At 41.0% G+C, this 25815-nt stretch carries 19 protein-coding genes and 5 pseudogenes; 16 read left to right on the top strand and 8 right to left on the bottom strand.

Going from position 1 to position 25815, the window contains the following annotated elements:
- Window positions 1-32 precede the first annotated feature (32 nt).
- Window positions 33-281: pseudogene (locus SOR_RS10380) on the bottom strand (transposase); the annotation flags it as partial.
- Between the two features lie 87 nt (window positions 282-368).
- Here SOR_RS10380 and SOR_RS09570 point away from each other — a divergent pair.
- Window positions 369-1499 (top strand): N-acetylmuramoyl-L-alanine amidase family protein, encoded by a 1131-nt coding sequence (locus SOR_RS09570; RefSeq protein ID WP_000703688.1) that lies wholly within the window; start codon window positions 369-371, stop codon window positions 1497-1499.
- A 20-nt stretch (window positions 1500-1519) separates the two neighbouring features.
- On the opposite strand, the pseudogene SOR_RS10045 reads toward SOR_RS09570, so the two are convergent.
- The 4 pseudogenes from SOR_RS10045 to SOR_RS10375 form a co-directional block, all read right to left on the bottom strand.
- Window positions 1520-1768 (bottom strand): annotated as a pseudogene (locus SOR_RS10045) (transposase); the annotation flags it as partial.
- Between the two features lie 57 nt (window positions 1769-1825).
- A pseudogene (locus SOR_RS10040) lies at window positions 1826-2848 on the bottom strand (IS30 family transposase).
- 86 nt (window positions 2849-2934) lie between these two features.
- Window positions 2935-3642: pseudogene (locus SOR_RS09555) on the bottom strand (IS30 family transposase); the annotation flags it as partial.
- A 147-nt stretch (window positions 3643-3789) separates the two neighbouring features.
- Window positions 3790-4639, bottom strand: a pseudogene (locus SOR_RS10375) (IS630 family transposase).
- A gap of 208 nt (window positions 4640-4847) precedes the next feature.
- Here SOR_RS10375 and rpsB point away from each other — a divergent pair.
- Together rpsB and tsf are read left to right on the top strand one after the other, a co-directional pair.
- Window positions 4848-5627, top strand: a complete 780-nt coding sequence (rpsB, locus tag SOR_RS09535; RefSeq protein ID WP_000268475.1) for a 30S ribosomal protein S2 — start codon at window positions 4848-4850, stop codon at window positions 5625-5627.
- Window positions 5628-5705: 78 nt separating this feature from the next.
- Window positions 5706-6746 (top strand): translation elongation factor Ts, encoded by a 1041-nt coding sequence (gene tsf, locus SOR_RS09530; RefSeq protein ID WP_000808059.1) that lies wholly within the window; start codon window positions 5706-5708, stop codon window positions 6744-6746.
- Between the two features lie 103 nt (window positions 6747-6849).
- On the opposite strand, the gene cysK is transcribed toward tsf, so the two are convergent.
- The 3 genes from cysK to SOR_RS09515 form a co-directional block, all read right to left on the bottom strand.
- Entirely contained in the window at window positions 6850-7776 is a 927-nt protein-coding gene (gene cysK / locus SOR_RS09525) for a cysteine synthase A (RefSeq protein ID WP_001029453.1), read from the bottom strand.
- A gap of 96 nt (window positions 7777-7872) precedes the next feature.
- Complete coding sequence (locus tag SOR_RS09520; RefSeq protein ID WP_000863911.1) at window positions 7873-8316, bottom strand: PH domain-containing protein; 444 nt, start codon at window positions 8314-8316, stop codon at window positions 7873-7875.
- Between the two features lie 15 nt (window positions 8317-8331).
- Window positions 8332-8967: a YigZ family protein gene (locus SOR_RS09515; RefSeq protein ID WP_000395761.1), complete on the bottom strand. Its 636-nt coding sequence runs from the start codon at window positions 8965-8967 to the stop codon at window positions 8332-8334.
- Window positions 8968-9023: 56 nt separating this feature from the next.
- Between SOR_RS09515 and SOR_RS09510 the strand changes: the two genes are divergently transcribed.
- The 13 genes from SOR_RS09510 (at window position 9024) to SOR_RS09450 (ending at window position 25779) form a co-directional block, all read left to right on the top strand.
- Window positions 9024-10322 carry a DEAD/DEAH box helicase gene (locus SOR_RS09510; RefSeq protein ID WP_000867707.1) on the top strand — a complete coding sequence of 433 codons (1299 nt, stop codon included), beginning with the start codon at window positions 9024-9026 and terminating at the stop codon, window positions 10320-10322.
- Window positions 10319-10981, top strand: a complete 663-nt coding sequence (locus SOR_RS09505; protein ID WP_000995717.1) for a ComF family protein — start codon at window positions 10319-10321, stop codon at window positions 10979-10981. The genes SOR_RS09510 and SOR_RS09505 overlap by 4 nt, the downstream gene beginning before the upstream one ends.
- 79 nt (window positions 10982-11060) lie before the next feature.
- Window positions 11061-11609 (top strand): ribosome hibernation-promoting factor, HPF/YfiA family, encoded by a 549-nt coding sequence (hpf, locus tag SOR_RS09500; protein WP_000599103.1) that lies wholly within the window; start codon window positions 11061-11063, stop codon window positions 11607-11609.
- A gap of 80 nt (window positions 11610-11689) precedes the next feature.
- Window positions 11690-12868, top strand: coding sequence for an acetyl-CoA C-acetyltransferase (locus SOR_RS09495; protein WP_000656056.1), 1179 nt, complete (start codon window positions 11690-11692; stop codon window positions 12866-12868).
- 145 nt (window positions 12869-13013) lie between these two features.
- Complete coding sequence (locus SOR_RS09490; protein WP_000739984.1) at window positions 13014-14987, top strand: DHH family phosphoesterase; 1974 nt, start codon at window positions 13014-13016, stop codon at window positions 14985-14987.
- Complete coding sequence (gene rplI / locus SOR_RS09485) at window positions 14984-15436, top strand: 50S ribosomal protein L9 (protein ID WP_000864211.1); 453 nt, start codon at window positions 14984-14986, stop codon at window positions 15434-15436. The genes SOR_RS09490 and rplI overlap by 4 nt, the downstream gene beginning before the upstream one ends.
- 43 nt (window positions 15437-15479) lie before the next feature.
- On the top strand, window positions 15480-16832 hold the full coding sequence (gene dnaB, locus SOR_RS09480) for a replicative DNA helicase (RefSeq protein ID WP_000852476.1): 1353 nt from the start codon (window positions 15480-15482) through the stop codon (window positions 16830-16832).
- A gap of 1 nt (window position 16833) precedes the next feature.
- Entirely contained in the window at window positions 16834-17100 is a 267-nt protein-coding gene (locus SOR_RS09475) for a Veg family protein (RefSeq protein WP_001278165.1), read from the top strand.
- A gap of 99 nt (window positions 17101-17199) precedes the next feature.
- Entirely contained in the window at window positions 17200-18321 is a 1122-nt protein-coding gene (locus tag SOR_RS09470; RefSeq protein ID WP_000143406.1) for a CHAP domain-containing protein, read from the top strand.
- A gap of 118 nt (window positions 18322-18439) precedes the next feature.
- Window positions 18440-21727: an SIALI-17 repeat-containing surface protein gene (locus SOR_RS09465; protein ID WP_000358511.1), complete on the top strand. Its 3288-nt coding sequence runs from the start codon at window positions 18440-18442 to the stop codon at window positions 21725-21727.
- A gap of 129 nt (window positions 21728-21856) precedes the next feature.
- Window positions 21857-24490 (top strand): DNA polymerase I, encoded by a 2634-nt coding sequence (gene polA, locus SOR_RS09460; protein WP_000358446.1) that lies wholly within the window; start codon window positions 21857-21859, stop codon window positions 24488-24490.
- Between the two features lie 277 nt (window positions 24491-24767).
- Window positions 24768-25058 carry a thiamine-binding protein gene (locus tag SOR_RS09455; RefSeq protein WP_000647680.1) on the top strand — a complete coding sequence of 97 codons (291 nt, stop codon included), beginning with the start codon at window positions 24768-24770 and terminating at the stop codon, window positions 25056-25058.
- The gene (locus tag SOR_RS09450) at window positions 25021-25779 is read left to right on the top strand and encodes an ABC transporter permease (protein WP_001245120.1); all 759 of its coding nucleotides are present in this window, start codon (window positions 25021-25023) and stop codon (window positions 25777-25779) included. Before SOR_RS09455 ends, SOR_RS09450 begins: the two co-directional genes overlap by 38 nt.
- The last annotated feature ends 36 nt before the right edge of the window (window positions 25780-25815 follow it).

The following is a 25815-nucleotide window of genomic DNA, read 5'->3' as shown; positions in this document are numbered from 1 at the left end:
TATTGACAAGTTTAATCTCCTAAATTATCAAATTAAGTTAGACTTTTCAAGTAACTCAGAAAAACTTGGTAGGGTGATTGATAATTTAAAGATTTCCTAGGAATTCTATTTCTTTTATCAGCTATAGCTGATAAATAATTTTGAGAAATATTCGTAAAATCCATTTGTTTCGGTAATCCATTTCGTCTTAATAAGCCATTAGAATGTTCATTGAGACCTCGTTGACCAGGACATCCTGGATCCGCAAAGAAAATATCAATGTCATGTGCATTGGAAATAGATCAAAAATTTGACTTATAGAATGTTAAATGATAGTATAGTTTAAGTGAAGGCAATCTTCGATTTATATTATTTTTCAAGGAGGAAAAATGAAAATTTCACCATTTACAGTAACAGAGACAGGGGTTTCTTTTAGAAAATCAGTTAAAAAGGTTGTTCCTTTTTTAGCAGTAGGATTGATGCTAGTAGCGGGTGATAGTGTATATGCCTATTCTGGAGGGAATGGATCGTTTGCGCGTGGAGATGACTATCCGCTTCACTACAAAAATGGCAGTGTGGAAATTGACCAGTGGCGGATGTATTCTCGCCAATGTACGTCTTTCGTGGCCTTTCGTTTGAGTAGTGTAAATGGCTTTGAAATTCCGCCTGGCTACGGTAATGCGAATGAATGGGGGTATCGGGCAAGGCGAGAAGGATACCGTGTTGATAGCAAGCCAGAAGTTGGGTCTATTGCTTGGTCTACAGAAGATTATTATGGTCATGTTGCCTGGGTTTCAAATGTAATGGGAGATCAGATTGAGATTGAAGAGTACAACTATGGAGTTCGAGAGAGGTATAACCGTCGAATAGTTAAAGCTAGCTCTATGACAGGGTTTATCCATTTTAAGGACTTGGTAGGGAATGATGGTAGAACTGGAAGTCCTATAGAATCAGGGTTGGCGTCTAGTGGGACTCATACGTTTACTCAAAAATCTGCCATTCGAAACCAGCCGTCAAGTACAGCACAAGTTATTGACTACTACTATCCTGGTGAAAATGTTAGCTACGACCAAATCGTAGAAAAGGACGGTTATAAATGGCTTAGCTACCTATCCTATAGTGGATCGAGAAGATATGTCCAGTATACGGAAACAGAATCGGTGGAGAATGGTTGGAGGAAGCAAAACGGTATTTGGAATTACCTTGAGAACGGGAAACTCGCAACTGGTTGGAAGAAAATAAATGGCAGTTGGTACCACTTTAAAGACAATGGGACCATGTCAACTGGCTGGGTTAAGGATGGCTCTTACTGGTATTACCTGAAGGCTTCGGGTGAGATGCAGACAGGATGGCTCAATGAAAACGGGACATGGTATTATTTGGAGAGTTCAGGGGCTATGAAGTCTAGTCAGTGGTTCCAAGTAGGAGGAAAGTATTACTACGTCAATGCTTCAGGGGCTTTAGCAGTGAATACCACTGTGGATGGCTATCGAGTAGATAGTAACGGAGCTAGAATCTAGAAAGAACCTAAATTGTCAAATTAAGTTAGACTTTTCAAGTAACTCAGAAAAACTTGGTATGGTGATTGATAATTTAAAGACTTCCTAGGAATTCTATTTCTTTTATCAGCTATAGCTGATAAATAATTTTGAGGAATATTCGTAAAATCCATTTGTTTTGGAAGTCCATTTCGTCTTAACAAGCCATTAGAATGTTCATTGAGACCTCGTTGACCAGGACATCCTGGATCCGCAAAGAAAATATCAATGTCATGTGCATTCGAAATAGACCACTAATTGTCAAGTCAAGTGCAACAAAGTTGTTCCTCTGATTAAGTGAGTATCTTTCAAGTTGTTTGAGCTAACTCAAACAACTTTTTTGCGGACTGATAGCCATGAATTCGTCTAGGTCTTTCATTGATAGCCTTTGTATAGTCCTCTAAAAGATTCTGGCTTAGTTCTTTTAACGAAGCGCCCTTCGGAATGAACTCTCTTAGCAGTCCATTGAAATTCTCATTTGTACCTCGTTCATAAGATGAATAGGCATGTGCAAAATAAACATCTAATCCCTCTATCTTACTTAATGATGAAAATTCATTTCCATTATCTGCAGTTATGGACTTAATGGGATAAAGTTTCATACACTCTAAGACTGCTTGATTGACATACTCTGCTTTTTTTTTCCACGAGTTTCTTTGTTACAGCATAGCGTGTTTGTCGTTCTACCAAGGTTAGAATAGAAGGCTCTCCTATTGTTTTTCCACCTAGAACAGAATCGATTTCCCAATCTCCAAAACGGGAACGTTTATTAATCTCTTCTGACCTTTCTTCAATTGACTTTCCTAGATGTTTCTTGGTAGAGGGGCGCTTGGTAAATTTCTTACGGATCCGCACCGCTCTTAGCAAATCAATGACCTTAATCTCTAACAATCCTTGATGGATATAGTTATAGAGCGTCTTGGTTGAAGGAACAACTGCATCTACATGTTGGAGTCTATAGGTATGAACAAAGGTATCCACGCTATGCACCCTTGGTTTCTCTCTCATTGCTTCTGTAAATTCTCTCAGAAAGTCATCCGATACCCCCAATCCAGTTTCAGATAATAGCTGGCTTCTCTAGCATGACGATAACGGTTATGAGCAGCATCTGCATAATAGTGTTGGTAATAGACTTTCTGCCCATTTACTTTTTTCACTTGTGTTATGGAACCACGATTAATTTCACGAGTAATAGTAGAGCGATTTCTCCCCAGACGACGAGCAATCTCAGCAGGTTTTAGTCCTACGCTTAAATAAGCTTCAATTTCCCCTCGCTCAGCTTCAGATAAGTGTTTGTATGATTGATTTGTGGTAGAATAATTAGTGGACATGTTCATCTTCCTTTATACTGTTTTTCGCTACTCTAGTATATCAGATGAACATGCCTTTTGTGTTGCACTTCATTTTACAACAGAGCATTCGAAATAGACTTCCAGTTAGAAAATTCTTTCCCACAATCAAACGTTATCGACTTAAAGAGATGGCTGGGGACTTGAGACAACCATTGATTGATGGAAGTCTCAATATCACTTGCTTTCCGTCCATTGGTTTTCAGTGTGATGATGGTTTTTGAGAGGCGTTCTACTAAGGTAATGACAGCACTTTTGTGCTTTACCCCCACAATTGTATCCCCTTCTAGATGACCGAACTCTGTCTTAAAATTAGGATAACTGTCTGCTCTCTCACGTAAATCTCTGCGAAAAGCTTGTTTTCCTCGTTTTTCGCTATGACCATTTGGTTTTCTTTTGCCTTTCCAAGGGAGATCCTCTTTCTTTAGAATACCACGGTCTGCTAGTCGATAGAGAGTTCTCATGGAACAAGAAATCCTATCTGGATAAGCTCCCTTAATGACATCAAGGCTCCAATTTTGTTCTAAATGAGTTTGGATAAAATCTTTTTCTGCTTGCGTAAGACTGGTTTTATTCCTGCCACAGCGTTTCTTATTGATTTTATATCGGTTATAGTAATCATAAGCAGGGTGCCCCTCTTTCAGATAGTTGATGACATTGTAGATTGTCTGTTTTGATCTGCCAAGTGAAGTCACAATATCTGAAACTTTTCTGTTTTCTTGATAGTAATCCTCTATCATTACAAGCTCGTTTGTGGTAAGATGTGTATAGGTCATTAATGTTAGTTCCTTTCAGACAAATGTGGTAGTTTATCTGAGCCTAACATAAATGGCTTTTTCTGTCTAGCTTAATTTTACAAATTGGGTCTTTAAGAATTGTTCTTTGCTAACATAAAGTATGAGGATATGATGTTTGCTATATAGTTATTTAGTTTTAAAAAAGCACTCTAAACATTCAAAGATAGTTGGGACTTCTCTTAATAAATCTGTCACTTTCTTTTTCAAGATAGTCCAAGCTTGCTCAATAGGATTCAAATCAGGTGAATAAGGTGGTAGAGGTAAGAAAAAGTGTCTATCTTGGATGCAGAGTTCATCCAAAATATTCTTGGGATGAAAACTAGCATTGTCCATTACAATGACATGAGGTGTCTTCAAAGCAGGCAGGAGTTGCGTTTTGAACCACTCTACAAAGAAGTCGCTCGTCATACTTTCCTTATAAATCATGGGAGCTATAAACTTCCCGTCTACTTGTCCTGCAATAATCGAAGTCCAATCAAAACGCCGTCCGCTAATCTTTTCATAGACTTTTTCCCCTATAGGAGCTCGCGCAGAAGGACGGTAATAGAGGTAGCGGTCAATTCCCGTTTCATCAATATATATGACTGGTAAATCTTTCAGGCTATCCAAAATATCAAGAAATTCAGCTACTTTCTCTGGATCTTGTTCCTTAAAGCTAGTCGTCTTTTTTTAAAGTGACATTAATCTGCTTTAAAGCTGCCCATACTGAAGGGACGGCACAATCAAAATATGCCGCAATTTCCCGTAAAAAAGCATCTGGATGAGAGACTACAAAGGCCTTCAACTCCTCCAAAGGGATCTTTCGGCTTTTGGCAACTCGCTTTTTCCGCTCTAAGTGCCCTTGTTCACGTAATTTCTTTTCCCACGTGAAAAGAGTTCGGACGCTAACGTCGAAAACTTTGGGCACCTCGACATGGCTGTGCCTCTTTTTGATGTAATTTAATGCTCGTTGTTTAAAATCTGTACTATATGCCATAGCTATATTATAACATGTATTTTATAAACTAAGCTACTATAAAGGAAAAACTAATAAAATTACTTGAAAAAAAGCTTAAACTGTGGTAGAATGAAACTTGTCGCGTAAACGATAATACTCATTCTTGATGAATTGTGAAACTGTTGCCCTCGGGTCGTTTTGCAAGTTGAAGTCGAGGAGAGGAAAAAAACAAAAAGGAGAAATACTCATGGCAGTAATTTCAATGAAACAACTTCTTGAGGCTGGTGTACACTTTGGTCACCAAACTCGTCGCTGGAACCCTAAGATGGCTAAGTACATCTTCACTGAGCGTAACGGAATCCACGTTATCGACTTGCAACAAACTGTAAAATACGCTGACCAAGCATACGACTTTATGCGTGATGCAGCAGCTAACGATGCAGTTGTATTGTTTGTTGGTACTAAAAAACAAGCTGCTGACGCTGTTAAAGAAGAAGCAGAACGTTCAGGTCAATATTACATCAACCATCGTTGGTTGGGTGGAACTCTTACTAACTGGGGAACGATCCAAAAACGCATTGCTCGTTTGAAAGAAATCAAACGTATGGAAGAAGAAGGAATCTTCGACGTTCTTCCTAAGAAAGAAGTTGCACTTCTTAACAAACAACGTGCACGTCTTGAAAAATTCTTGGGTGGTATCGAAGACATGCCTCGTATCCCAGATGTAATGTACGTAGTTGACCCACATAAAGAACAAATTGCTGTTAAAGAAGCTAAAAAATTGGGTATCCCAGTTGTAGCGATGGTTGACACAAACACTGATCCAGACGATATCGATGTAATCATCCCAGCTAACGATGACGCTATCCGCGCTGTTAAATTGATCACAGCTAAATTGGCTGACGCTATCATCGAAGGACGTCAAGGTGAAGATGCAGCAGCAGTTGAAGCAGAATTTGCAGCTTCAGAAGCTCAAGCTGACTCAATCGAAGAAATCGTTGAAGTTGTAGAAGGCGACAACGCTTAATTCATATAAATAGTAATTATCTAGGAGGGCGGGGCCTAGCCCAGCTCTCCTATTTTTAAAAAATATAGGAGAATCAAAATGGCAGAAATTACAGCTAAACTTGTAAAAGAGTTGCGTGAAAAATCTGGTGCCGGTGTTATGGACGCTAAAAAAGCGCTTGTAGAAACAGACGGTGATATCGAAAAAGCGATCGAATTGCTTCGCGAAAAAGGTATGGCGAAGGCAGCTAAGAAAGCTGACCGTGTGGCAGCTGAAGGTTTGACTGGTGTATTTGTTAACGGTAACGTTGCAGCAGTAGTTGAAGTAAATGCCGAAACTGACTTCGTTGCGAAAAACGCTCAATTCGTTGACTTGGTAAACGCAACAGCTAAAGTAATTGCTGAAGGAAAACCAGCGAACAACGAAGAAGCTCTTGCTTTGACAATGCCTTCAGGTGAAACTCTTGAAGCTGCATATGTATCTGCAACAGCTACAATCGGTGAAAAAATCTCATTCCGTCGTTTTGCTTTGCTTGAAAAAACAGATGCACAACACTTCGGAGCATACCAACACAATGGTGGACGTATCGGTGTTATCTCTGTAATCGAAGGTGGAGACGAAGCGCTTGCTAAACAAATCTCAATGCACATTGCTGCGATGAAACCAACAGTTCTTTCTTACAAAGAATTGGATGAGCAATTCGTTAAAGATGAGTTGGCACAATTGAACCACGTAATCGACCAAGATAACGAAAGCCGTGCAATGGTTGGTAAACCAGCTCTTCCACACTTGAAGTATGGATCAAAAGCACAATTGACTGACGAAGTGATTGCTCAAGCTGAAGCTGATATCAAAGCTGAGTTGGCTGCAGAAGGCAAACCAGAAAAAATCTGGGACAAAATCATCCCAGGTAAAATGGACCGCTTCATGCTTGACAACACTAAAGTTGACCAAGCATACACACTTCTTGCACAAGTATACATCATGGATGACAGCAAGACAGTTGAAGCTTACCTTGAATCAGTAAATGCTTCAGTAGTTGAGTTCGCTCGCTTTGAAGTTGGTGAAGGTATCGAGAAAGCTGCAAACGACTTTGAAGCAGAAGTTGCAGCTACAATGGCAGCAGCCTTGAATAACTAATAGAAAAGGAAGCAAATTGCTTCCTTTTTCTTTTGGTCTAGAGAGTAGATTCTGTATGAGTAAACAAAAAGCCCTTTAATAAGGGCTAAGTGCATTTAGGAGGCTACACTTCAAATTCATAGAGTGCTGTAGACAAATAACGTTCGCCGTTATCTGGTGCTAAAGCAAGGACTTTCTTACCTGTACCTAATTTCTTGGCAACCTCAATTGCCCCGTAAATCGCTGCAGCTGAAGAAATCCCAACAAGGAAGCCTTCTTTTCCACCAATTTCACGGCCAAGCGCTAGAGCATCATCTGACGTTACGCGGACGATACCATCATAGGCTTTTGTATCAAGTGTTTCAGGAATAAATCCAGCTGAGATGCCTTGAATTTTGTGAGGTCCTGGTTTTTCACCAGACAAGATAGCTGACTCGTCTGCCTCAACTGCATAAACTTGAATGTTTGGATTTGCTGCTTTAAGAGCGTGAGAAACACCTGAGATTGTTCCACCAGTACCAACACCACCCACAAAAGCATCTAGTCCATCAGAACCGAAAGCAGCCAGTATTTCAGCTCCTGTTGTTCTTTCGTGTACTTCTGGATTAGCTGGATTATTAAATTGGAGTGGAAGGAAGCCGTCACGTTCAGCGGCGATTTCCTGAGCTTTGGCAATAGCCCCTTTCATTCCTTCGCTACCAGGAGTAAGGACGAGTTCAGCACCATAGGCTTGGATAATTTTACGGCGTTCCACACTCATCGTTTCAGGCATGACGATAACAACTTTATATCCTTTAGCGGCACCAACCCATGAAAGACCGATACCAGTGTTTCCACTCGTTGCTTCAACAATGGTAGCACCCGGTTTTAGAATACCATCTTGTTCCGCTTTTTCAATCATGCTAAGGGCAATGCGGTCTTTTACTGACGATCCAGGGTTAAAAGCTTCTAGTTTAACATAGACGTCTGCAGCACCCTCTGGAACAATGTTGTTAAGTCTAACAATCGGTGTTTGTCCAATAAGTTCAGTGATATTGTTATAAATAGCCATAGATATACCTCTTTGTATAAGATGATACTAGTATAACGTGCTCTAGGCTATTTGTAAAATATAGAAATCCTATCGAAGCGATAGGATTTTTTTATATCAAAGGTCTAAGCCATTAATTTTCAATCGATTGTGATAAGCAAGTTCTAGTAAATAGGTGTAAAGGGGAAGAATATCCGTTTTCTTAGGAAATTCAAATTTGTGGTAACTAAAATGTTCATTATGTGCTTTTAGAAAGACATTCTCTAAATAAGTGATCGTAATCTCACTATCGTCTATACCTGCTCCTGCAGTTTCCATTTCAACGTTGACAATGTTCATCAAAAAGAGTGACTTAACAGACATCTTGCGACCAGTAGCGCCTTGCTTATCTGTAAAGATGATACGAATATTTGTAAAGATGATTGCGTCACGAATGAGCTTATATCCACTTTGGATTTCTTCATTCTCTAGTAGGTATTGACCATATTCTTTGATAAGAACTTCTTTGTTTTGCTCGCTAAAATTTCCAGCAAGTCCTTGAATAAATTTTCCAAACGCCATGTATTTCTCCTTTGTTTACACTAAGTTTACAGGAACTTCAACTTCTCGTAAATCTTGATCCGTTAAAGTAACCTTTCCATTAAAAAACTCTACAAGAACAGACTTGATATTTTCTTTCTCTTCCTTATCAACATAAATTATGGTATCGATTTGATCTGTAAAGTTTGTCTCGATTTCCGTGAGTTTATGTTCTCTAAGAAAATTGCTATATTCTTGATACTGAGCGTAAGACATCTGAATGGCTATGCCAGCTTGCTCTTTGATTTCAATAATGCCTATTTCTTTGACAGCCAAGGCTACACTTCCTGCGTAAGCACGAATCAAACCTCCAGCGCCTAACTTAATTCCACCAAAGTAACGAGTAACTACTACGCAGATATTTGTAAGATTATGATTTTCTAAGACGCCAAGCATAGGAACTCCAGCAGTACCACTAGGCTCACCATCATCACTCGTACGCTTGATTTCACTGCGTTCTCCAATAATAAAAGCAGAGCAGTTATGGGTGGCTTTGTAGTGTTCTTTTTTGATGGTAGTGATAAAGTCACGGGCCTCCTCTTCACTATAAACACGCTTGACATGACAGATAAAGCGAGATTTTTTGATTTCTTCTTGGACCTGCCCATCCTCTTTAATTGTTCTAAATTCCATGATTTAATTGTACTAAAAAAAAACCTAAATCGCTAGATTTTTGCGAATATTAAAGTATGAAAGTAAATCCAAATTATCTCGGTCGCTTGTTTACTGAGAAAGAATTAACTGAAGAAGAACGTCAGATGGCTGAAAAACTTCCAGCAATGAGAAAAGAGAAAGGGAAACTGTTTTGTCAACGTTGTAATAGTTTGATTCTAGAAGAATGGTATTTGCCTATTAGCGCCTACTATTGCAGGAAGTGTTTGCTGATGAAGCGAGTCAGGAGTGATCAAGCTTTATACTATTTTCCGCAGGAAGATTTTCCTAAGCAAGATGTTCTCAAATGGTGTGGTCAGTTAACCCCTTTTCAGGAGAAGGTATCAGAGGGGTTGATTCGAGCAGTCGAAAAGAAAGAACCGACTTTAGTTCATGCTGTGACAGGAGCTGGAAAGACAGAGATGATTTATCAAGTTGTTGCGAAAGTGATTGATGATGGTGGTGCAGTTTGTTTGGTAAGTCCTCGAATTGATGTGTGTTTGGAACTGTATAAGCGACTGCAGAATGACTTTGCTTGCGATATAGCGCTACTCCATGGCGAATCAGAGCCCTATTTTCGAACTCCCTTAGTAGTTGCAACAACTCATCAGTTATTAAAATTTTATCATGCTTTTGATTTGTTGATAGTGGATGAGGTAGATGCCTTTCCTTATGTTGACAACTCTATGCTTTACTATGCTGTAAAGAACAGTGTAAAGGAGGATGGATTAAGGATATTTCTTACAGCAACTTCTACAGATGAGTTAGATAGGAAGGTTCGCACAGGAGAATTAAAACGATTAAGCTTGCCGAGACGGTTTCATGGAAATCCTTTGATTATTCCTAAACCTGTCTGGTTATCAGATTTCAATCGTCATTTAGAAAATAATCAATTGTCATCAAAATTAAAGACCTATATTGAGAAACAGAGAAGATCAGGTTATCCATTGCTTGTTTTTGCATCAGAGATTAAGAAAGGCGAAAAACTAAAAGAAATCTTGCAAGATCAGTACCCGAATGAGAATATCGGCTTTGTGTCTTCTGTGACAGAAGACCGATTAGAGCAGGTGCAAGCTTTTCGAGATGGAGAACTAACAATACTGATCAGTACGACAATATTGGAACGTGGGGTTACCTTCCCTTGTGTGGATGTTTTCGTAGTAGAAGCTAATCATCGACTCTTTACCAAGTCTAGTTTGATTCAGATTGGTGGTCGAGTCGGGCGTAGTATGGACAGACCAACTGGTGAGTTGCTCTTTTTTCATGATGGACTAAATGCTTCCATCAAGAAAGCAATCAAGGAAATCAAGCAGATGAACAAGGAGGCGGGATTATGAATTGTTTACTATGTGGCCAGACTACAAAGGGTGAGTTAGCTTTTAGTAGTCTCTTCCTTTTGAAGGATGACAGCAGCTATCTTTGTTCAGCTTGTGTTTCTAGTTTTGAGAAGATTGGTGAGAATTGTTGCCCAAATTGTATGAAAATAGGCTTGTCAACTCAGTGTCAAGATTGTAAATTTTGGTGTAAAGAAGGAGTTCGGGTTGATCATAAGGCGATTTTTACCTATAATCAAGCTATGAAAGACTTTTTCAGTCGATATAAGTTTGATGGTGATTTTTTGCTTAGAAAAGTTTTTGCTTCCGTTCTTGCTGAGGAGCTGAAAAAGTATAGAGGTTATCAATTTGTTGTCATTCCCCTAAGTCCTGGAAGATTGATTGAGAGGGGATTTAACCAGGTTGAAGGTTTGGTTGAGGCAGCAGGCTTTTCCTTTAAAGATATATTAGGAAAAAGAGAAGAGAGTGCTAGTTCTTCTAAAAGCCGTTTGGAAAGGTTAGCTACTGAAATTCCATTTTTTATTAAAGATGGAATCTCACTTCCTAAGAAAATTTTGCTGATTGATGACATCTATACAACAGGGGCAACTGTGAATCGTGTGAAACGACTTTTGGAAGAAGCAGGTGCTTTGGATGTTAAAACTTTTTCCCTTGTAAGATGAGGAAAAAATTTGCAAAATGAAAATGAAAGCGTTATAATATAGTTAGAAAAACAAAAATGTTTAGAAAGAAGGTACTTATATGATTAAATATAGTATCCGTGGTGAAAACCTAGAAGTAACAGAAGCAATTCGTGATTATGTAGTTTCTAAACTCGAAAAGATCGAAAAGTATTTTCAACCTGATCAGGAGTTGGATGCACGTGTGAACTTGAAAGTTTATCGTGAAAAAACAGCAAAGGTTGAAGTAACAATTCCGCTTGGATCTATCACTCTTCGTGCTGAAGATATTTCTCAAGATATGTATGGCTCTATCGATCTTGTAACAGATAAAATTGAACGTCAGATTCGTAAAAATAAAACTAAAATCGAACGTAAGAATAAAAATAAAGTTGCGACAAGTCAACTCTTTACAGATGCTCTAGTTGAAGATGCAAATGTTGTGCAACCAAAAGTCGTTCGTTCAAAACAAATTGATTTGAAGCCAATGGATTTAGAAGAAGCCCTTCTTCAAATGGATTTATTGGGGCATGATTTCTTTATCTATGTAGATGTAGAAGATCAAACAACTAATGTTTTGTATCGCCGTGAAGATGGTGAAGTTGGCTTGTTAGAAGTGAAAGAATCATAAAATAGAATTTTTAAAGTGGTTTACACCAGTGTAAACCACTTTTGTATTGCGTTATTATAAAGGTATAAATGGGGGCAGTTATGAAAGACGTGGTGATTGTTTCAGCAGTGCGAACTCCAATAGGCTCCTTTGGAGGAAGTTTGAAGAATGTTTCAGCAGTTGATTTGGGAGCTTTGGTTATAAAGAGAGCTTTGGAAAAAGCCAATGTCAAACCAGAGCTAGTAGATGAAGTGATTATGGGGAATGTCCTAGGCGCAGGTTTAGGTCAAAACGTAGCTCGTCAAATGAGCGTTCATGCAGGACTCCCTGAATTTACACCAGCCTTTACTATCAACAAGGTTTGTGGTTCCGGTTTGAAGGCCGTGCAGTTGGCTGCTCAAGCGATTCGATGTGGCGATGCAGATATTATCGTAGCTGGTGGTGCAGAAAACATGAGTCAGGCTCCATACGTTTTGCCAAGTTTCCGTTGGGGTGGTCGTATGGGAGATTCGAAAGTGGTAGATACCATGATTAAGGATGGTTTGTCTGATGCCTTTAACGAATACCATATGGGAATTACAGCCGAGAATGTGGCTGAAGAATATGGCATCAGTCGAGAAGAGCAAGATGCTCTTGCTTTAGAGTCACAAAAACGAGCAGTTGCAGCTATAGAATCTGGCCGCTTTAAAGAAGAGATTATTCCAGTTGTCATTCCTCAACGCAAAGGCGATCCTATTGTTTTTGATACAGATGAATATCCTAGAAAAGATACTAGCTTGGAGAGCTTGTCTAAGCTAGGTCCTGTTTTCAAAAAAGACGGTTCTGTTACAGCGGGAAATGCTTCAGGTATCAATGATGGAGCAGCGGCTGTCTTGGTCATGAGTGCTGAAAAAGCGGAAGAATTAGGAGTGCCCGTGATTGCCCGCATTCGTTCTTATGCAAGTGCAGGTTTGGACCCTAAGATGATGGGATGTGGACCGATTTATGCAACTCGCAAAGCTCTTGAAAAAGGCAATTTGACAGTCGATGATCTTGACTTGATTGAGTCAAATGAAGCCTTTGCTGCCCAGGCTTGTGCGGTTGGGAAAACACTTGGCTTTAACACAGATATTGTCAATGTCAATGGTGGTGCGATTGCTCTTGGTCACCCAATTGGGGCTTCAGGTTGCCGTATCCTAGTGACTCTGGTACATGAGATGATGAAACGTGATGCTAAAACTGGTTTAGCTACTCTCTGTATCGGAGGAGGGATGGGAACAGCCCTCATCGTTGAACGTTAGGTGTTAGTGATCTGAACACGTGGGTAGGAGGGTGATGATTCCCTCCTCTTTTTGTGTCTGAGGTTAGAGAAATGAAGGGCTTGCATCTTTTAAAAGGTCGCTTTTTAAGGGTTTTTATGATATAATAATGCGCAAGAGGTTTAGAATGAAAAAAAATAATTTAATCCCGTTTTCTGCGGTCTGGCTAGGACTTGCAACTTTCGGAATCTTAACTTTGCTGATTATTTTTTCACATAATCTTGCTGTAACAATCAGTGTCTTGTTTTTATTTGTACTTCTTTATCTGCTTTTATTTGTCTGGCAAAAAAAACAGTATGAAAAGAGTGAAATTGAACAAATCCAATACGTAAATCATCAAGCTGAAGATAGTTTAAACACGCTGCTCGAACAAATGCCGGTTGGTGTTCTGAAATTAGACCTATCTACTGGCGAAGTGGAATGGTTTAATCCTTATGCTGAGTTGATTTTGACTACTGAAGAAGGCGAAATTGATGTTGAATTGATTCAAACCATCATCAAAGCTTCGGTGGGGAACCCAGGTTCTTACGCTACCTTGGGGGAAACACGCTATGCCGTTCATATGGACAAGGCTTCGGGTGTCCTGTATTTCTTTGACGTTTCAGGGGAGTACGAAGCAACTGTCGAATTGGTAACTAGCCGTCCAGTCATTGGAGTCATCTCAGTAGATAACTATGATGATTTGGAGGATGCGACATCTGACTCTGATATCAGCCATATCAATAGCTTTGTAGCTAATTTTGTTTCAGAATTTGCTAGTAAGTATGCTATGTTTTCTCGCCGTGTGGGGATGGATCGTTTTTATGTATTCACAGATTACACGGTACTAGAGGAATTGATGAATGATAAATTCTCCGTTATTGATACTTTCCGAGAAGAATCAAAACAGAGGCAGCTAGCCCTAACTTTAAGTATGGGATTTTCTTATGGTGATGGAAACCATGAAGAGATAGGGAAAATTGCCTTGCTCAACTTGAACTTAGCAGAAGTTCGCGGTGGTGACCAGGTGGTGGTCAAGGAAAATAACGAAACCAAGAATCCTGTCTACTTTGGTGGAGGAACTGCTGCATCTATCAAACGTACTCGTACACGTACCAGAGCCATGATGACAGCCATTTCTGATAAGATTCGAAGTGTTGACCAAGTTTTTGTAGTCGGTCATAAAAATCTAGATATGGATGCTTTGGGATCTGCTGTCGGTATGCAGTTGTTTGCAAGTAATATTATTGAGAACAGTTATGCTGTCTATGATGCAGAACATATGCCAGCAGATATTGAACGTGCTATCCATTTCTTGAAGAAGGAAGATGTCACGAAACTTTTATCTCTTACAGATGCGATGAAGCTAGTTACAAACCGTTCATTATTGATTCTGGTGGATCATTCCAAGACGGCTTTGACTTTGTCAAAAGATTTTTATGATTTGTTCACTCAAACTATTGTTATTGACCATCATAGACGTGATCAGGATTTCCCTGAGAATGCAGTCATCACCTATATTGAAAGTGGGGCAAGTAGTGCCAGTGAGCTGGTCACAGAATTGATTCAGTTCCAAAATTCTAAGAAAAATCGTTTGAGTCGTATGCAGGCCAGTGTTTTGATGGCTGGTATGATGCTGGATACCAAGAATTTCACATCTCGCGTGACGAGCCGAACCTTTGATGTGGCTAGCTATCTGAGAACACGGGGAAGTGACAGTATTGCTATCCAGGAGATTGCTGCGACAGATTTTGAAGAGTACCGTGAGGTAAATGAACTCATTTTACAAGGTCGTAAGTTAGGTTCAGATATCTTGATTGCCCGAGCTAAGGACTCAATGTCTTATGACACAGTTGTTATCAGTAAGGCTGCCGATGCTATGCTGGCTATGTCAGGTATTGAAGCCAGCTTCGTTCTAGCAAAAAATACACAAGGATTTATCTCTATCTCGGCTCGAAGTCGTAGTAAAATCAATGTGCAACGCATTATGGAAGAGTTGGGTGGCGGTGGTCACTTTAATCTAGCTGCCGCGCAAATCGAGAATATGAGTCTAACAGAAGCAGGAGAAAAATTGACTCAACTAATCTTGGAAGAAGTAAAGGAAAAGGAGAAAGAAGAATGAAAGTAATCTTTTTAGCAGATGTTAAAGGAAAAGGGAAGAAAGGCGAAATTAAGGAAGTACCAACTGGCTACGCTCAAAACTTCCTGATTAAAAAGAATCTGGCCAAGGAAGCAACTGCTCAAGCAGTGGGTGAGTTGCGTGGAAAACAAAAATCAGAAGAAAAGGCTCATGCTGAAATGATTGCTGAAGCAAAAGCCATCAAAGCTAAGCTTGAAGCAGAAGAAACGGTTGTAGAGTTTGTTGAAAAGGTTGGACCAGATGGTCGTACATTTGGTTCCATCACTAACAAGAAAATTGCAGAAGAATTGCAAAAGCAGTTTGGTATTAAGATTGACAAACGCAATATTCAAGTGCAAGCACCAATTCGAGCAGTAGGTTTGATTGATGTACCAGTGAAGATCTATCAAGATGTTACAAGTGTCATCAATCTTCGTGTAAAAGAAGGTTAAGTTTACAACTTCTTGACATGATTGTAAAAGGAAGGAAAGTCGGATGGCAGAAGTAGAGGAACTGCGAGTTCAACCTCAGGATATTTTAGCAGAACAATCTGTTCTGGGGGCTATTTTTATAGATGAGAGTAAGCTCGTTTTTGTCCGAGAATACATTGATTCTCGTGACTTCTTTAAGTATGCTCATCGGTTGATTTTCCAAGCGATGGTAGATTTGTCGGATCGTGGGGAAGCGATTGATGCGACGACGGTTCGAACGATTTTGGATAGCCAAGGGGATCTCCAAAATATTGGTGGCTTGTCTTATCTTGTTGAAATTGTCAACTCAGTACCAACTTCAGCCAATGCAGAATATTACGCTAAAATTGTAGCCGAAAAGGCTATGCTTCGTCGCTTGATTTCCAAGTTGACAGAGTCTGTCAACCAAGCTTATGAGGCTTCTAAGCCTGCAGATGAAATCATCGCTCAGGCTGAAAAGGGACTCATTGATGTTAGCGAAAACGCCAATCGTAGTGGGTTCAAGAACATCCGAGATATTCTAAATATCAACTTTGGGAACCTAGAAGTTCGGTCACAACAAACTACGGATATCACTGGTATTGCAACGGGTTACCGTGATTTGGACCATATGACGACAGGTCTCCATGAGGAGGAATTAATTATTCTAGCGGCGCGACCAGCGGTTGGTAAGACGGCCTTTGCTTTGAACATTGCTCAGAACATTGGGACTAAGTTGGACAAGACGGTTGCCATCTTTTCACTGGAAATGGGTGCGGAAAGTCTAGTAGACCGTATGTTGGCGGCCGAAGGATTAGTGGAGTCCCATTCTATCCGTACAGGTCAATTGACTGATGAGGAATGGCAAAAGTATACCATTGCCCAAGGGAACCTAGCCAACGCGAGTATCTATATTGATGATACGCCAGGGATTCGGATCACGGAAATTCGCTCTCGCTCACGTAAACTGGCTCAAGAAACAGGCAATCTAGGCTTGATTTTGATCGACTACCTACAGCTTATCACAGGGACTGGTCGTGAGAACCGCCAACAAGAAGTCTCTGAAATTTCTCGTCAGTTGAAAATTCTAGCTAAAGAGCTAAAGGTTCCAGTCATTGCTCTTAGTCAGTTATCTCGTGGAGTGGAACAGCGTCAAGATAAGAGACCAGTCTTGTCTGATATTCGTGAATCGGGTTCTATTGAGCAGGATGCGGATATCGTAGCCTTTCTGTACCGTGACGACTACTATGATCGTGCAGGTGAAGAAGAGGAAGGAATTCCAAATAACAAGGTAGAGGTTATCATCGAGAAAAACCGTAGTGGAGCTCGTGGAACGGTGGAATTGATTTTCCAAAAAGAATACAATAAATTTTCAAGTATCTCAAAGAGGGAGGCATAAGATGTCAGATGCATTTACAGATGTAGCCAAGATGAAAAAAATCAAAGAAGAAATCAAGGCACATGAGGGACAAGTCGTTGAAATGACTTTGGAGAATGGCCGTAAGCGCCAAAAAAATAGATTGGGTAAGCTAATTGAGGTTTATCCATCTCTATTTATCGTTGAATTTGGGGATGTTGAAGGAGACAAACAAGCCAATGTCTATGTTGAATCCTTCACCTACTCAGATATCTTGACAGAAAAGAACTTGATTCGCTATCTAGACTAAGAATCCTAAAATGAAGTGAGCTTTGCTCACTTTTTTCTTTTTCTCCCGAATAGTATAAACGAGGGTAACCTCGAAAATTTATATTATTAAGGAGAATGAATGACGTTTTTAAAATCAGGAGTTAAGAAGAGTAGATGTACTCAGTTGAGTGTAGGGCTGGCTACTTTGTTCGTTACGAGTACCTTTTTGTTTGGTGGAGAATCAGTTCAGGCCGACAGTGTAGCGCGTGGAGATGACTATCCGCTTCACTACAAAAATGGTAGTGTTGAAATCGATCAGTGGCGGATGTATTCTCGCCAGTGTACCTCTTTTGCGGCCTTTCGTTTGAGTAGTGTAAATGGCTTTGAGATTCCTCCTGCCTACGGAAATGCAAATGAATGGGGACACCGTGCAAGGCGAGAAGGCTACCGTGTGGATACTAAGCCAGAAGTTGGAGCTATTGCTTGGTCGACAGAAGGTTATTATGGGCACGTGGCCTGGGTATCAAATGTGTCGGGGGATACGATTGAGATCGAAGAGTATAACTATGGGGTTCGAGAAAAGTATAATCGTCGAAAAGTCAAGGCTAGTTCGATGACAGGTTTTATTCATTTTAGGGATTTATCTGCTAGCCATAGTGCGGGTGAGAATGCTCGTAGCTCAGAGCTTCCGTCTAGTGGGGCAATAGTATTCACGGAGAAATCGCCGATTATGGACCAACCGTCAAGTACAGGACAGGTTATTGACTACTATTATGCTGGTGAGAGTGTGAGTTATGATCAAGTTCTTGAAAAGGATGGTTATAAGTGGCTCGGCTATCTATCCTACAGTGGTGCTAGAAGATATGTGCAGTATGCAGAGTTAAGCAATACAGTGAAAGGCTGGAAAAAAGAAGGAGGGAGTTGGTATTACCGAGAGAATGGTAAGCTAGCGACAGGATGGAAAAAAGTTAATGGCAATTGGTATCATTTAAAAGAAAATGGGACCATGTCAACTGGCTGGATTAAGGATGGCTCTCACTGGTATTATCTAAAGGCTTCGGGTGAGATGCAGACGGGCTGGCTTAAAGACAAGGGAACTTGGTATTACTTAGAGGAATCTGGCCGGATGAAAGCTAGTCAATGGTTCCAAGTCTCGGGGAAACATTACTATGTCGATGCTTCGGGAGCCTTAGCTGTTAATACGATTATTGATGGCTACAAACTCGATAGTAACGGGGTGAGAATGTCGAGTCTTTCTTAAACAAGAGATAAGCTTTCTTCTTATTAAAAAATTTTTAAAAAGCTATAACAAATTAGTTGACGCTCATTAAGTAGTATAATATAATAATATTAAAAAACTATAAGAGGGGCATTGTCTAATGGACAAGAAAAAAGTAATTTTAAGAAGTTTAGCAAGTGCAGCTGTTTTGGGAGCTGGTGTTTTCGTTTCACAGCCTTCAGTAGTCAAGGCAGATGGAGGAAAAGCAGAAGAGCAGGCAGTTGCTCCTGCACAACCACAAGCCGCAGCAGAAGGGGATAGCGGAGCTCAAACTGAAAAGGGATCAGAAAACGCTAGTCCAGCTAATCCTGGTGCGACAAATCCAGCTAGAATGACCAAAGAAGAGTTGATGAAGGCTTTGGATGAACTTGAGGAACAGGCTATTAGTGATATTAAGGATAAGGAAGCGATTGAGGACAAAGAGGATGCAGCTGAAGCTGTGAAGGAATATATCGGTAAGATGTATATTTCAGATACTCTTGAGTCTGGAGAGCTCAGCTTAGATAATATCATCGCTGAATTGCCAGAAGGTGCAGAAGATAAAGCAGTGGTAACAGGTCCTGAAGTTCAAACTAATAAAAAATTATCTACTGAGGAGAAGGCTCTATTAGACCAGGCTGAAAAAGATGCCAAAGAACAAGTTTTTCAAGCGACTGATGCCCTGGTTCAAGCCCTAGAATCTCTTGAAAATGCTGTAATTGAAGATATTAAAAAAGACGCTTCAATCACCAATAAAGAAGCGGCTATCAAAGAAGCCAAAGAAGAGATTGGTAAAGAAGATCTTTTGAAGGCTATCGCAGATGAGAATTTGGAGATTGGGGATGTTATTGTAGACTGGCCAGCAGATACGAGCGAGCACAAAACAGTAGCTGAACCTGTATCAGAATTCACAGATGAAGACCAAGCTAAGTTAGACGAAGCTGATAAAGAGGCTCAGGTTGATGCAGCAAAAGTTCGAACAGAATTGCTTTCAACGCTTGAAGGTATTGAAAAATCAACCATCGACGACATCAACAAGGATGCTACTATTACTGATAAGGAAGCAGCGATTAAGGCGACTAAAGAAGTGATTGGCAAGGATGCTATCTTGAAAGCTATCGAAGAAGGCGATATCGAAGCGTCCGACTTGTTAGATGATTTCTTGGCAGAAGACAGTGACCAGGTAACACCAGCCGGAGCAAAAACTCAATCTCAACTTTCAAGTCAAGACCAAGCTAAACTGGCTGCAGCGGACAAGGAAGCAGCGGAAGAAGCAGCTAAAGTTCGCTCAGATTTAATCGCTACCTTAGAAAAAATTGAAAAATCAACCATCGACGACATCAACAAGGATGCCACTATCAGTAATAAGGAAGCAGCGATTAAGGCGACTAAAGAAGTGATTGGCAAGGACGCTATCTTGAAAGCCATCGAAGAAGGTGAGCTAGACGCCTCAGACTTGTTAGCAGACTTCTTGGCAGAGGATAGCGATCAGGTAAGCCCAGCTGAATCGAAAACTCAATCTCAACTTTCTGGTCAAGATCAAGCTAAACTCACTGCAGCGGACAAGGAAGCAGCCGAGGTGGCTAAGAAAGAGGAAGAAGCTAAGAAGGCGGCAGAAGAAAAAGCCCACAGCGAATTGTTGACAACCCTTGAGGGTATCGAAAAATCAACCATCGATGACATCAACAAGGATGCCACTATCACTGATAAGGAAGCGGCGATTAAGGCGGCTAAAGAAGTGATTGGCAAGGATGCCATTTTGAAAGCTATCGAAGATGGAGATATCGAAGCGTCTGACTTGCTAGATGATTTCTTAGCAGAAGACAGTGATCAGGTGACACCGGCTGAAGCAAAAACTCAATCTCAACTTTCAAGTCAAGACCAAGCTAAACTGGCTGCAGCAGATAAGGAAGCGGTGGAAGAAGCAGCAAAAGTTCGCTCAGATTTAATCGCTACCTTAGAAAAAATTGAAAAATCAACCATCGACGACATCAACAAGGATGCCACTATCAGTAATAAGGAAGCAGCGATTAAGGCGACTAAAGAAGTGATTGGCAAGGACGCTATCTTGAAAGCCATCGAAGAAGGTGAGCTAGACGCCTCAGACTTGTTAGCAGACTTCTTGGCAGAGGATAGCGATCAGGTAAGCCCAGCTGAATCGAAAACTCTTACGAGCGAGCACAAAACAGTAGCTGAACCTGTATCAGAATTCACAGATGAAGACCAAGCTAAGTTAGACGAAGCTGATAAAGAGGCTCAGGTTGATGCAGCAAAAGTTCGAACAGAATTGCTTTCAACGCTTGAAGGTATTGAAAAATCAACCATCGACGACATCAACAAGGATGCCACTATCACTGATAAGGAAGCAGCCATCAAAGAAGCTAAAGAAGTGATTGGCAAAGATGCTATCCTGAAAGCCATTGAAGAAGGTGACATCGAAGCGTCCGACTTGCTAGATGATTTCTTAGCAGAAGACAGTGACCAGGTGACACCGGCCGAAGCAAAAACTCAATCTCAACTTTCAAGCCAAGACCAAGCAAAACTCGCCGCAGCAGATAAGGAAGCAGCAGAAGAAAATAGTAATGCGAAAAAACTTGAGCTAAGTAAATTAGAAGAGCAAGTTGCTAAGATTAAAGCGCAATTATCAAGTTTACAAGTTTCTGGTGACAAGAATAGTCAAGTCAAAGACTTGCAACAAGCTTTAGCAGACTATGAGGATGCTATTAAGACTCTAAGTAGTGTCATGTCAGCTGTTCTTGAAATTGAAGACTTTAAAGGTGGGGTGAACGCAGTAGAAGCTGCAACTGCAGAGTTGACAGAATACAACAAAGGTGCAAATGCGGTAGAAGCTGCTGTAAATGAACTCCCAGCCTATGCAGAAAGTGGCGCTCCAATCGTAGCGAACGTTCCAGCTTACGGAGAAAGCGGTGCCCCAATAGTAAACAATGCTCTGCCTTATGCAGAAAGTGGCGCTCCAGCCGTAGCGAATGTTCCAGCCTATGCAGAAAGCGGTGCTCCAGCAGTAGCGAATGTCCCAGTTTATGGAGAAAACGGTGCTCCAGCCGTAGCAAATGTTCCAGTTTATGGAGAAAGCAGCGCCCCAGCCCTAGCAAATGTTCCAGTTTATGCAGAAAGTGGTGCTCCGGCAGTGACTACTATTCCAGCCTATGCTGAAAAGATTGAACCTGCAGTAAATGAAGTTCCAGAATACACTGGCAGTGTAGCTCCTTTGGCTACAAATCCTACTCTTGGAACAGAACAAGATCGTACTTACAAAGCGCCTGCAGCAACGGATGAACAACTCCTTCCAAATACAGGAAGCAAAGATGCTTCAGCAGTTGCATCGCTAGGATTTGTTGGTCTCCTTCTTGGTTTGCTACCATTTGCAAAGAGAAAATTTAATAAATAAATCGCATGAAATCAATAGAAGAAAAGGATTTGAATAGTCCTTTTCTTTTTTATGGTGAAATAGGGATAAGTCCAAGTTTTTCAGCTCTTTCCGATGGTATTTTTCCTTGCTTTCCTTTATAATGGGTGTATGGACAAGAAAAAATTATTATTAATTGATGGATCTTCTGTTGCTTTTCGAGCTTTTTTTGCGCTTTATCAGCAGCTGGATCGTTTTAAAAATGCTAATGGTCTTCATACCAATGCAATCTATGGCTTTCAACTCATGTTAAATCATGTCTTGGAGCGAGTCGAACCCAGCCATGTTTTGGTAGCTTTTGATGCAGGCAAGACGACTTTCCGAACAGAGATGTATGCAGACTACAAGGGTGGCCGTGCTAAAACTCCAGATGAGTTTCGTGAGCAATTTCCCTTCATTCGTGAGTTGTTAGACCATCTTGGGATTCGACACTACGAGTTGCCCCAGTATGAGGCAGATGATATCATCGGGACTCTGGGCCGTTTGGCTGAGAAGGATTCTTTTGATGTGACAATCGTTAGCGGAGATAAGGATTTGATCCAGTTGACGGACGAGCATACGGTGGTAGAGATTTCCAAAAAAGGTGTGGCTGAGTTTGAGGCCTTTACGCCGGACTATCTCATGGAAAAGATGGGCCTCACGCCAGCTCAGTTCATTGATCTTAAGGCCCTCATGGGGGATAAGTCTGATAATATCCCTGGTGTCACGAAAGTCGGTGAAAAGACGGGTATCAAGCTCTTGCTGGAACATGGTTCGCTCGAGGGTATTTATGAAAATATCGATGGGATGAAGGCTTCTAAGATGAAGGAAAATCTCATCAATGACAAGGAACAAGCCTTTTTGTCTAAAACCTTGGCGACCATTGAAACTCAGGCACCAATTGAGATTGGCCTTGATGATTTGGTATATAATGGCCCAGATGTGGAAAATCTCGGGAAATTCTACGATGAGATGGGCTTCAAACAGCTCAAACAAGCTCTAAATGTTTCGTCGAAGGATGCGCCTGAGAGCTTGGATTTCACTATTGTTGACCAAGTCAGTCAAGACATGCTGAGTGCCGACTCTATCTTCCACTTTGAACTCTTTGGTGAAAATTACCATACAGATGATTTGGTTGGTTTTGCCTGGTCCTGTGGGGATAAACTTTACACTACAGATAAACTTGAGCTCTTGCAGGAGCCGATTCTCAAGGAATTTTTAGAAAAAACACCTCTGAAAGTGTATGACTTTAAGAAAGCGAAGGTTCTTTTAAATCGCTTGGGTTTGAACCTCCAGGCACCTGCTTATGACAGTCGCTTGGCAAAATACTTACTCTCAACAGTCGAGAACAATGAAATCTCAACCATTGCGAATCTCTATGGCCAGACTTACTTGGTCGATGATGAGACTTTCTACGGTAAGGGTGTCAAGAAAGCTATCCCTGAGAGAGAGAAATTCTTGGAGCACTTGGCTCGCAAAGTTGCTGTATTGGTTGAGACTGAGCCTGTTTTACTTGAAAAACTCAGTGAACATGGACAATTAGACCTTCTCTATGACATGGAGCAACCTCTGGCTTTTGTCCTTGCTAAGATGGAAATTGCTGGGATCAAGGTCAAAAAAGAAACCCTACTTGAGATGCAGGCTGAAAATGAGGTCGTCATTGAGCAACTCACTCAAGAGATTTATGAGCTAGCTGGTGAGGAGTTTAATATCAACTCCCCTAAGCAGTTGGGCGTGCTTCTCTTTGAAAAACTGGGTCTTCCTCTAGAATACACTAAGAAAACCAAAACAGGTTACTCGACAGCCGTGGATGTGCTAGAGCGACTAGCTCCTATTGCTCCGATTGTTAAAAAAATTCTAGACTACCGTCAGATTGCTAAGATTCAATCTACCTATGTGATTGGTTTGCAGGACTGGATTTTGGATGATGGCAAGATCCACACGCGCTACGTGCAGGATTTGACTCAGACCGGACGTCTGTCTAGTGTAGATCCAAACTTGCAAAATATCCCTGTTCGTTTGGAACAAGGCCGTCTCATTCGTAAGGCCTTTGTACCTGAATGGGAGGATAGTGTTCTTCTTAGCTCGGATTATTCGCAGATTGAGTTGCGCGTTTTGGCTCATATTTCTAAGGATGAGCACTTGATTAAGGCCTTCCAAGAGGGAGCAGACATCCATACCTCGACAGCCATGCGGGTCTTTGGAATTGAACGCCCTGAGGATGTAACTCCAAACGACCGTCGCAATGCCAAGGCTGTCAACTTTGGAGTGGTCTACGGAATTTCAGATTTTGGTTTATCGAATAATCTGGGCATCAGCCGTAAAGAGGCTAAGGCTTACATTGATACCTACTTTGAACGCTTCCCAGGGATCAAAAACTACATGGATGAAGTGGTACGTGAGGCGCGTGATAAGGGTTATGTAGAGACTCTCTTCAAACGTCGTCGTGAGTTGCCAGATATTAATTCGCGCAACTTCAACATTCGTGGTTTTGCAGAGCGGACGGCCATCAACTCTCCTATTCAGGGTTCGGCAGCAGATATCCTTAAGATTGCTATGATCCAGCTAGACAAGGCTCTAGTTGAAGGTGGTTATCAGACCAAGATGCTGTTGCAAGTGCACGATGAAATCGTCCTTGAGGTTCCGAAATCGGAACTAGCAGCCGTTAAAGATCTAGTGAAACAAACCATGGAAGAAGCTATCCAGCTCAGTGTTCCCCTTATCGCAGATGAGAATGAAGGAGCAACCTGGTACGAGGCTAAATAAGAAAGCTATGATAGAGTTTGAAGCATTTATCTTCAAACTCTTTTTCAAGATTTTCTGTAAGCAGTTTCCTTGACTTTTCCTAGTATTTGCGTTACTATATTTCCATATAAGATATGGGAGTCTGTGTACAGTCTGAGAGGAAGTGTTAAACTTCGACCGCACCTGATCTGGGTAATGCCAGCGTAGGGAACGATACTTAGCCGAATTCTGCACCTTTTCCATATATGGAAGGGGTTTTCTTTTTGTCAAAAAGGAAAACCGAGAAGAGGAGGTTTTTATGAAAGCAAGCATTGCCTTGCAAGTCTTACCCCTATCACAGGGGATTGATCGAATTGCTATTATCGATCAGGTTATTACCTATCTGCAAGCTCAGTCCGTGACCATGGTAGTGACACCCTTTGAAACGGTCTTGGAAGGGGAGTTTGATGAGCTCATGCGCATTCTCAAAGACGCGCTAGAAGTGGCAGGGCAGGAGGCAGATAATGTCTTTGCCAATGTCAAAATAAATGTAGGAGAAATTTTAAGTATTGATGAGAAACTTGAAAAGTATACTGAGACGTCACATTAGTCTATTTGGTTTTCTAGGAGTCTTGTCAATCTGGCAGTTAGCGGGAATATTCAAACTTTTACCCAAGTTTATCCTGCCAACTCCTCTTGAAATTCTCCAGTCCTTTGTTCGTGACAGAGAATTTCTCTGGCACCATAGTTGGGCGACTTTGAGAGTGGCTTTGCTAGGTCTAGTCTTGGGAGTCTTGATTGCCTGTATCATGGCGGTACTCATGGATAGTCTGGCTTGGCTCAATGACTTGATTTACCCTATGATGGTGGTTATCCAGACCATTCCGACCATTGCCATAGCGCCTATCTTGGTCTTGTGGCTAGGCTATGGGATATTGCCCAAGATTGTCTTGATTATCCTGACGACAACCTTCCCTATCATTGTTAGTATCTTGGACGGTTTTAGGCATTGTGACAAGGATATGCTGACTTTGTTTAGTCTGATGCAAGCCAAGCCTTGGCAAATCCTGTGGCATTTTAAAATCCCTGTCAGTCTGCCTTACTTTTATGCAGGTCTGAGGGTCAGTGTCTCCTACGCCTTTATCACAACCGTGGTGTCCGAGTGGCTAGGAGGTTTTGAAGGTCTTGGTGTTTATATGATTCAGTCTAAAAAACTGTTTCAGTATGATACCATGTTTGCGATTATTATTTTGGTGTCGATTATCAGTCTTCTAGGGATGAAGCTGGTCGATATCAGTGAAAAATATGTGATTAAATGGAAACGTACTTAAAAGAAGCGTTTTTTAAAAAGAAAAGAGGAAATGAAA

This window comes from Streptococcus oralis Uo5 (genome assembly GCF_000253155.1).
GTDB lineage: Bacteria > Bacillota > Bacilli > Lactobacillales > Streptococcaceae > Streptococcus > Streptococcus oralis_L.
Note: the sequence above shows the minus strand (reverse complement) of the source record. Positions and strands in the feature narration are given on the sequence as shown.

Bases quoted from the DNA above. Each gene is read 5' to 3' on its own strand.
- SOR_RS09570 (WP_000703688.1), top strand. From the start codon at position 369: ATGAAAATTTCACCATTTACAGTAACAGAGACAGGGGTTTCTTTTAGA.
- rpsB (WP_000268475.1), top strand. From the start codon at position 4,848: ATGGCAGTAATTTCAATGAAACAACTTCTTGAGGCTGGTGTACACTTT.
- tsf (WP_000808059.1), top strand. From the start codon at position 5,706: ATGGCAGAAATTACAGCTAAACTTGTAAAAGAGTTGCGTGAAAAATCT.
- cysK (WP_001029453.1), bottom strand. From the start codon at position 7,776: ATGGCTATTTATAACAATATCACTGAACTTATTGGACAAACACCGATT.
- SOR_RS09520 (WP_000863911.1), bottom strand. From the start codon at position 8,316: ATGGCGTTTGGAAAATTTATTCAAGGACTTGCTGGAAATTTTAGCGAG.
- SOR_RS09515 (WP_000395761.1), bottom strand. From the start codon at position 8,967: ATGGAATTTAGAACAATTAAAGAGGATGGGCAGGTCCAAGAAGAAATC.
- SOR_RS09510 (WP_000867707.1), top strand. From the start codon at position 9,024: ATGAAAGTAAATCCAAATTATCTCGGTCGCTTGTTTACTGAGAAAGAA.
- SOR_RS09505 (WP_000995717.1), top strand. From the start codon at position 10,319: ATGAATTGTTTACTATGTGGCCAGACTACAAAGGGTGAGTTAGCTTTT.
- hpf (WP_000599103.1), top strand. From the start codon at position 11,061: ATGATTAAATATAGTATCCGTGGTGAAAACCTAGAAGTAACAGAAGCA.
- SOR_RS09495 (WP_000656056.1), top strand. From the start codon at position 11,690: ATGAAAGACGTGGTGATTGTTTCAGCAGTGCGAACTCCAATAGGCTCC.
- SOR_RS09490 (WP_000739984.1), top strand. From the start codon at position 13,014: ATGAAAAAAAATAATTTAATCCCGTTTTCTGCGGTCTGGCTAGGACTT.
- rplI (WP_000864211.1), top strand. From the start codon at position 14,984: ATGAAAGTAATCTTTTTAGCAGATGTTAAAGGAAAAGGGAAGAAAGGC.
- dnaB (WP_000852476.1), top strand. From the start codon at position 15,480: ATGGCAGAAGTAGAGGAACTGCGAGTTCAACCTCAGGATATTTTAGCA.
- SOR_RS09475 (WP_001278165.1), top strand. From the start codon at position 16,834: ATGTCAGATGCATTTACAGATGTAGCCAAGATGAAAAAAATCAAAGAA.
- SOR_RS09470 (WP_000143406.1), top strand. From the start codon at position 17,200: ATGACGTTTTTAAAATCAGGAGTTAAGAAGAGTAGATGTACTCAGTTG.
- SOR_RS09465 (WP_000358511.1), top strand. From the start codon at position 18,440: ATGGACAAGAAAAAAGTAATTTTAAGAAGTTTAGCAAGTGCAGCTGTT.
- polA (WP_000358446.1), top strand. From the start codon at position 21,857: ATGGACAAGAAAAAATTATTATTAATTGATGGATCTTCTGTTGCTTTT.
- SOR_RS09455 (WP_000647680.1), top strand. From the start codon at position 24,768: ATGAAAGCAAGCATTGCCTTGCAAGTCTTACCCCTATCACAGGGGATT.
- SOR_RS09450 (WP_001245120.1), top strand. From the start codon at position 25,021: ATGAGAAACTTGAAAAGTATACTGAGACGTCACATTAGTCTATTTGGT.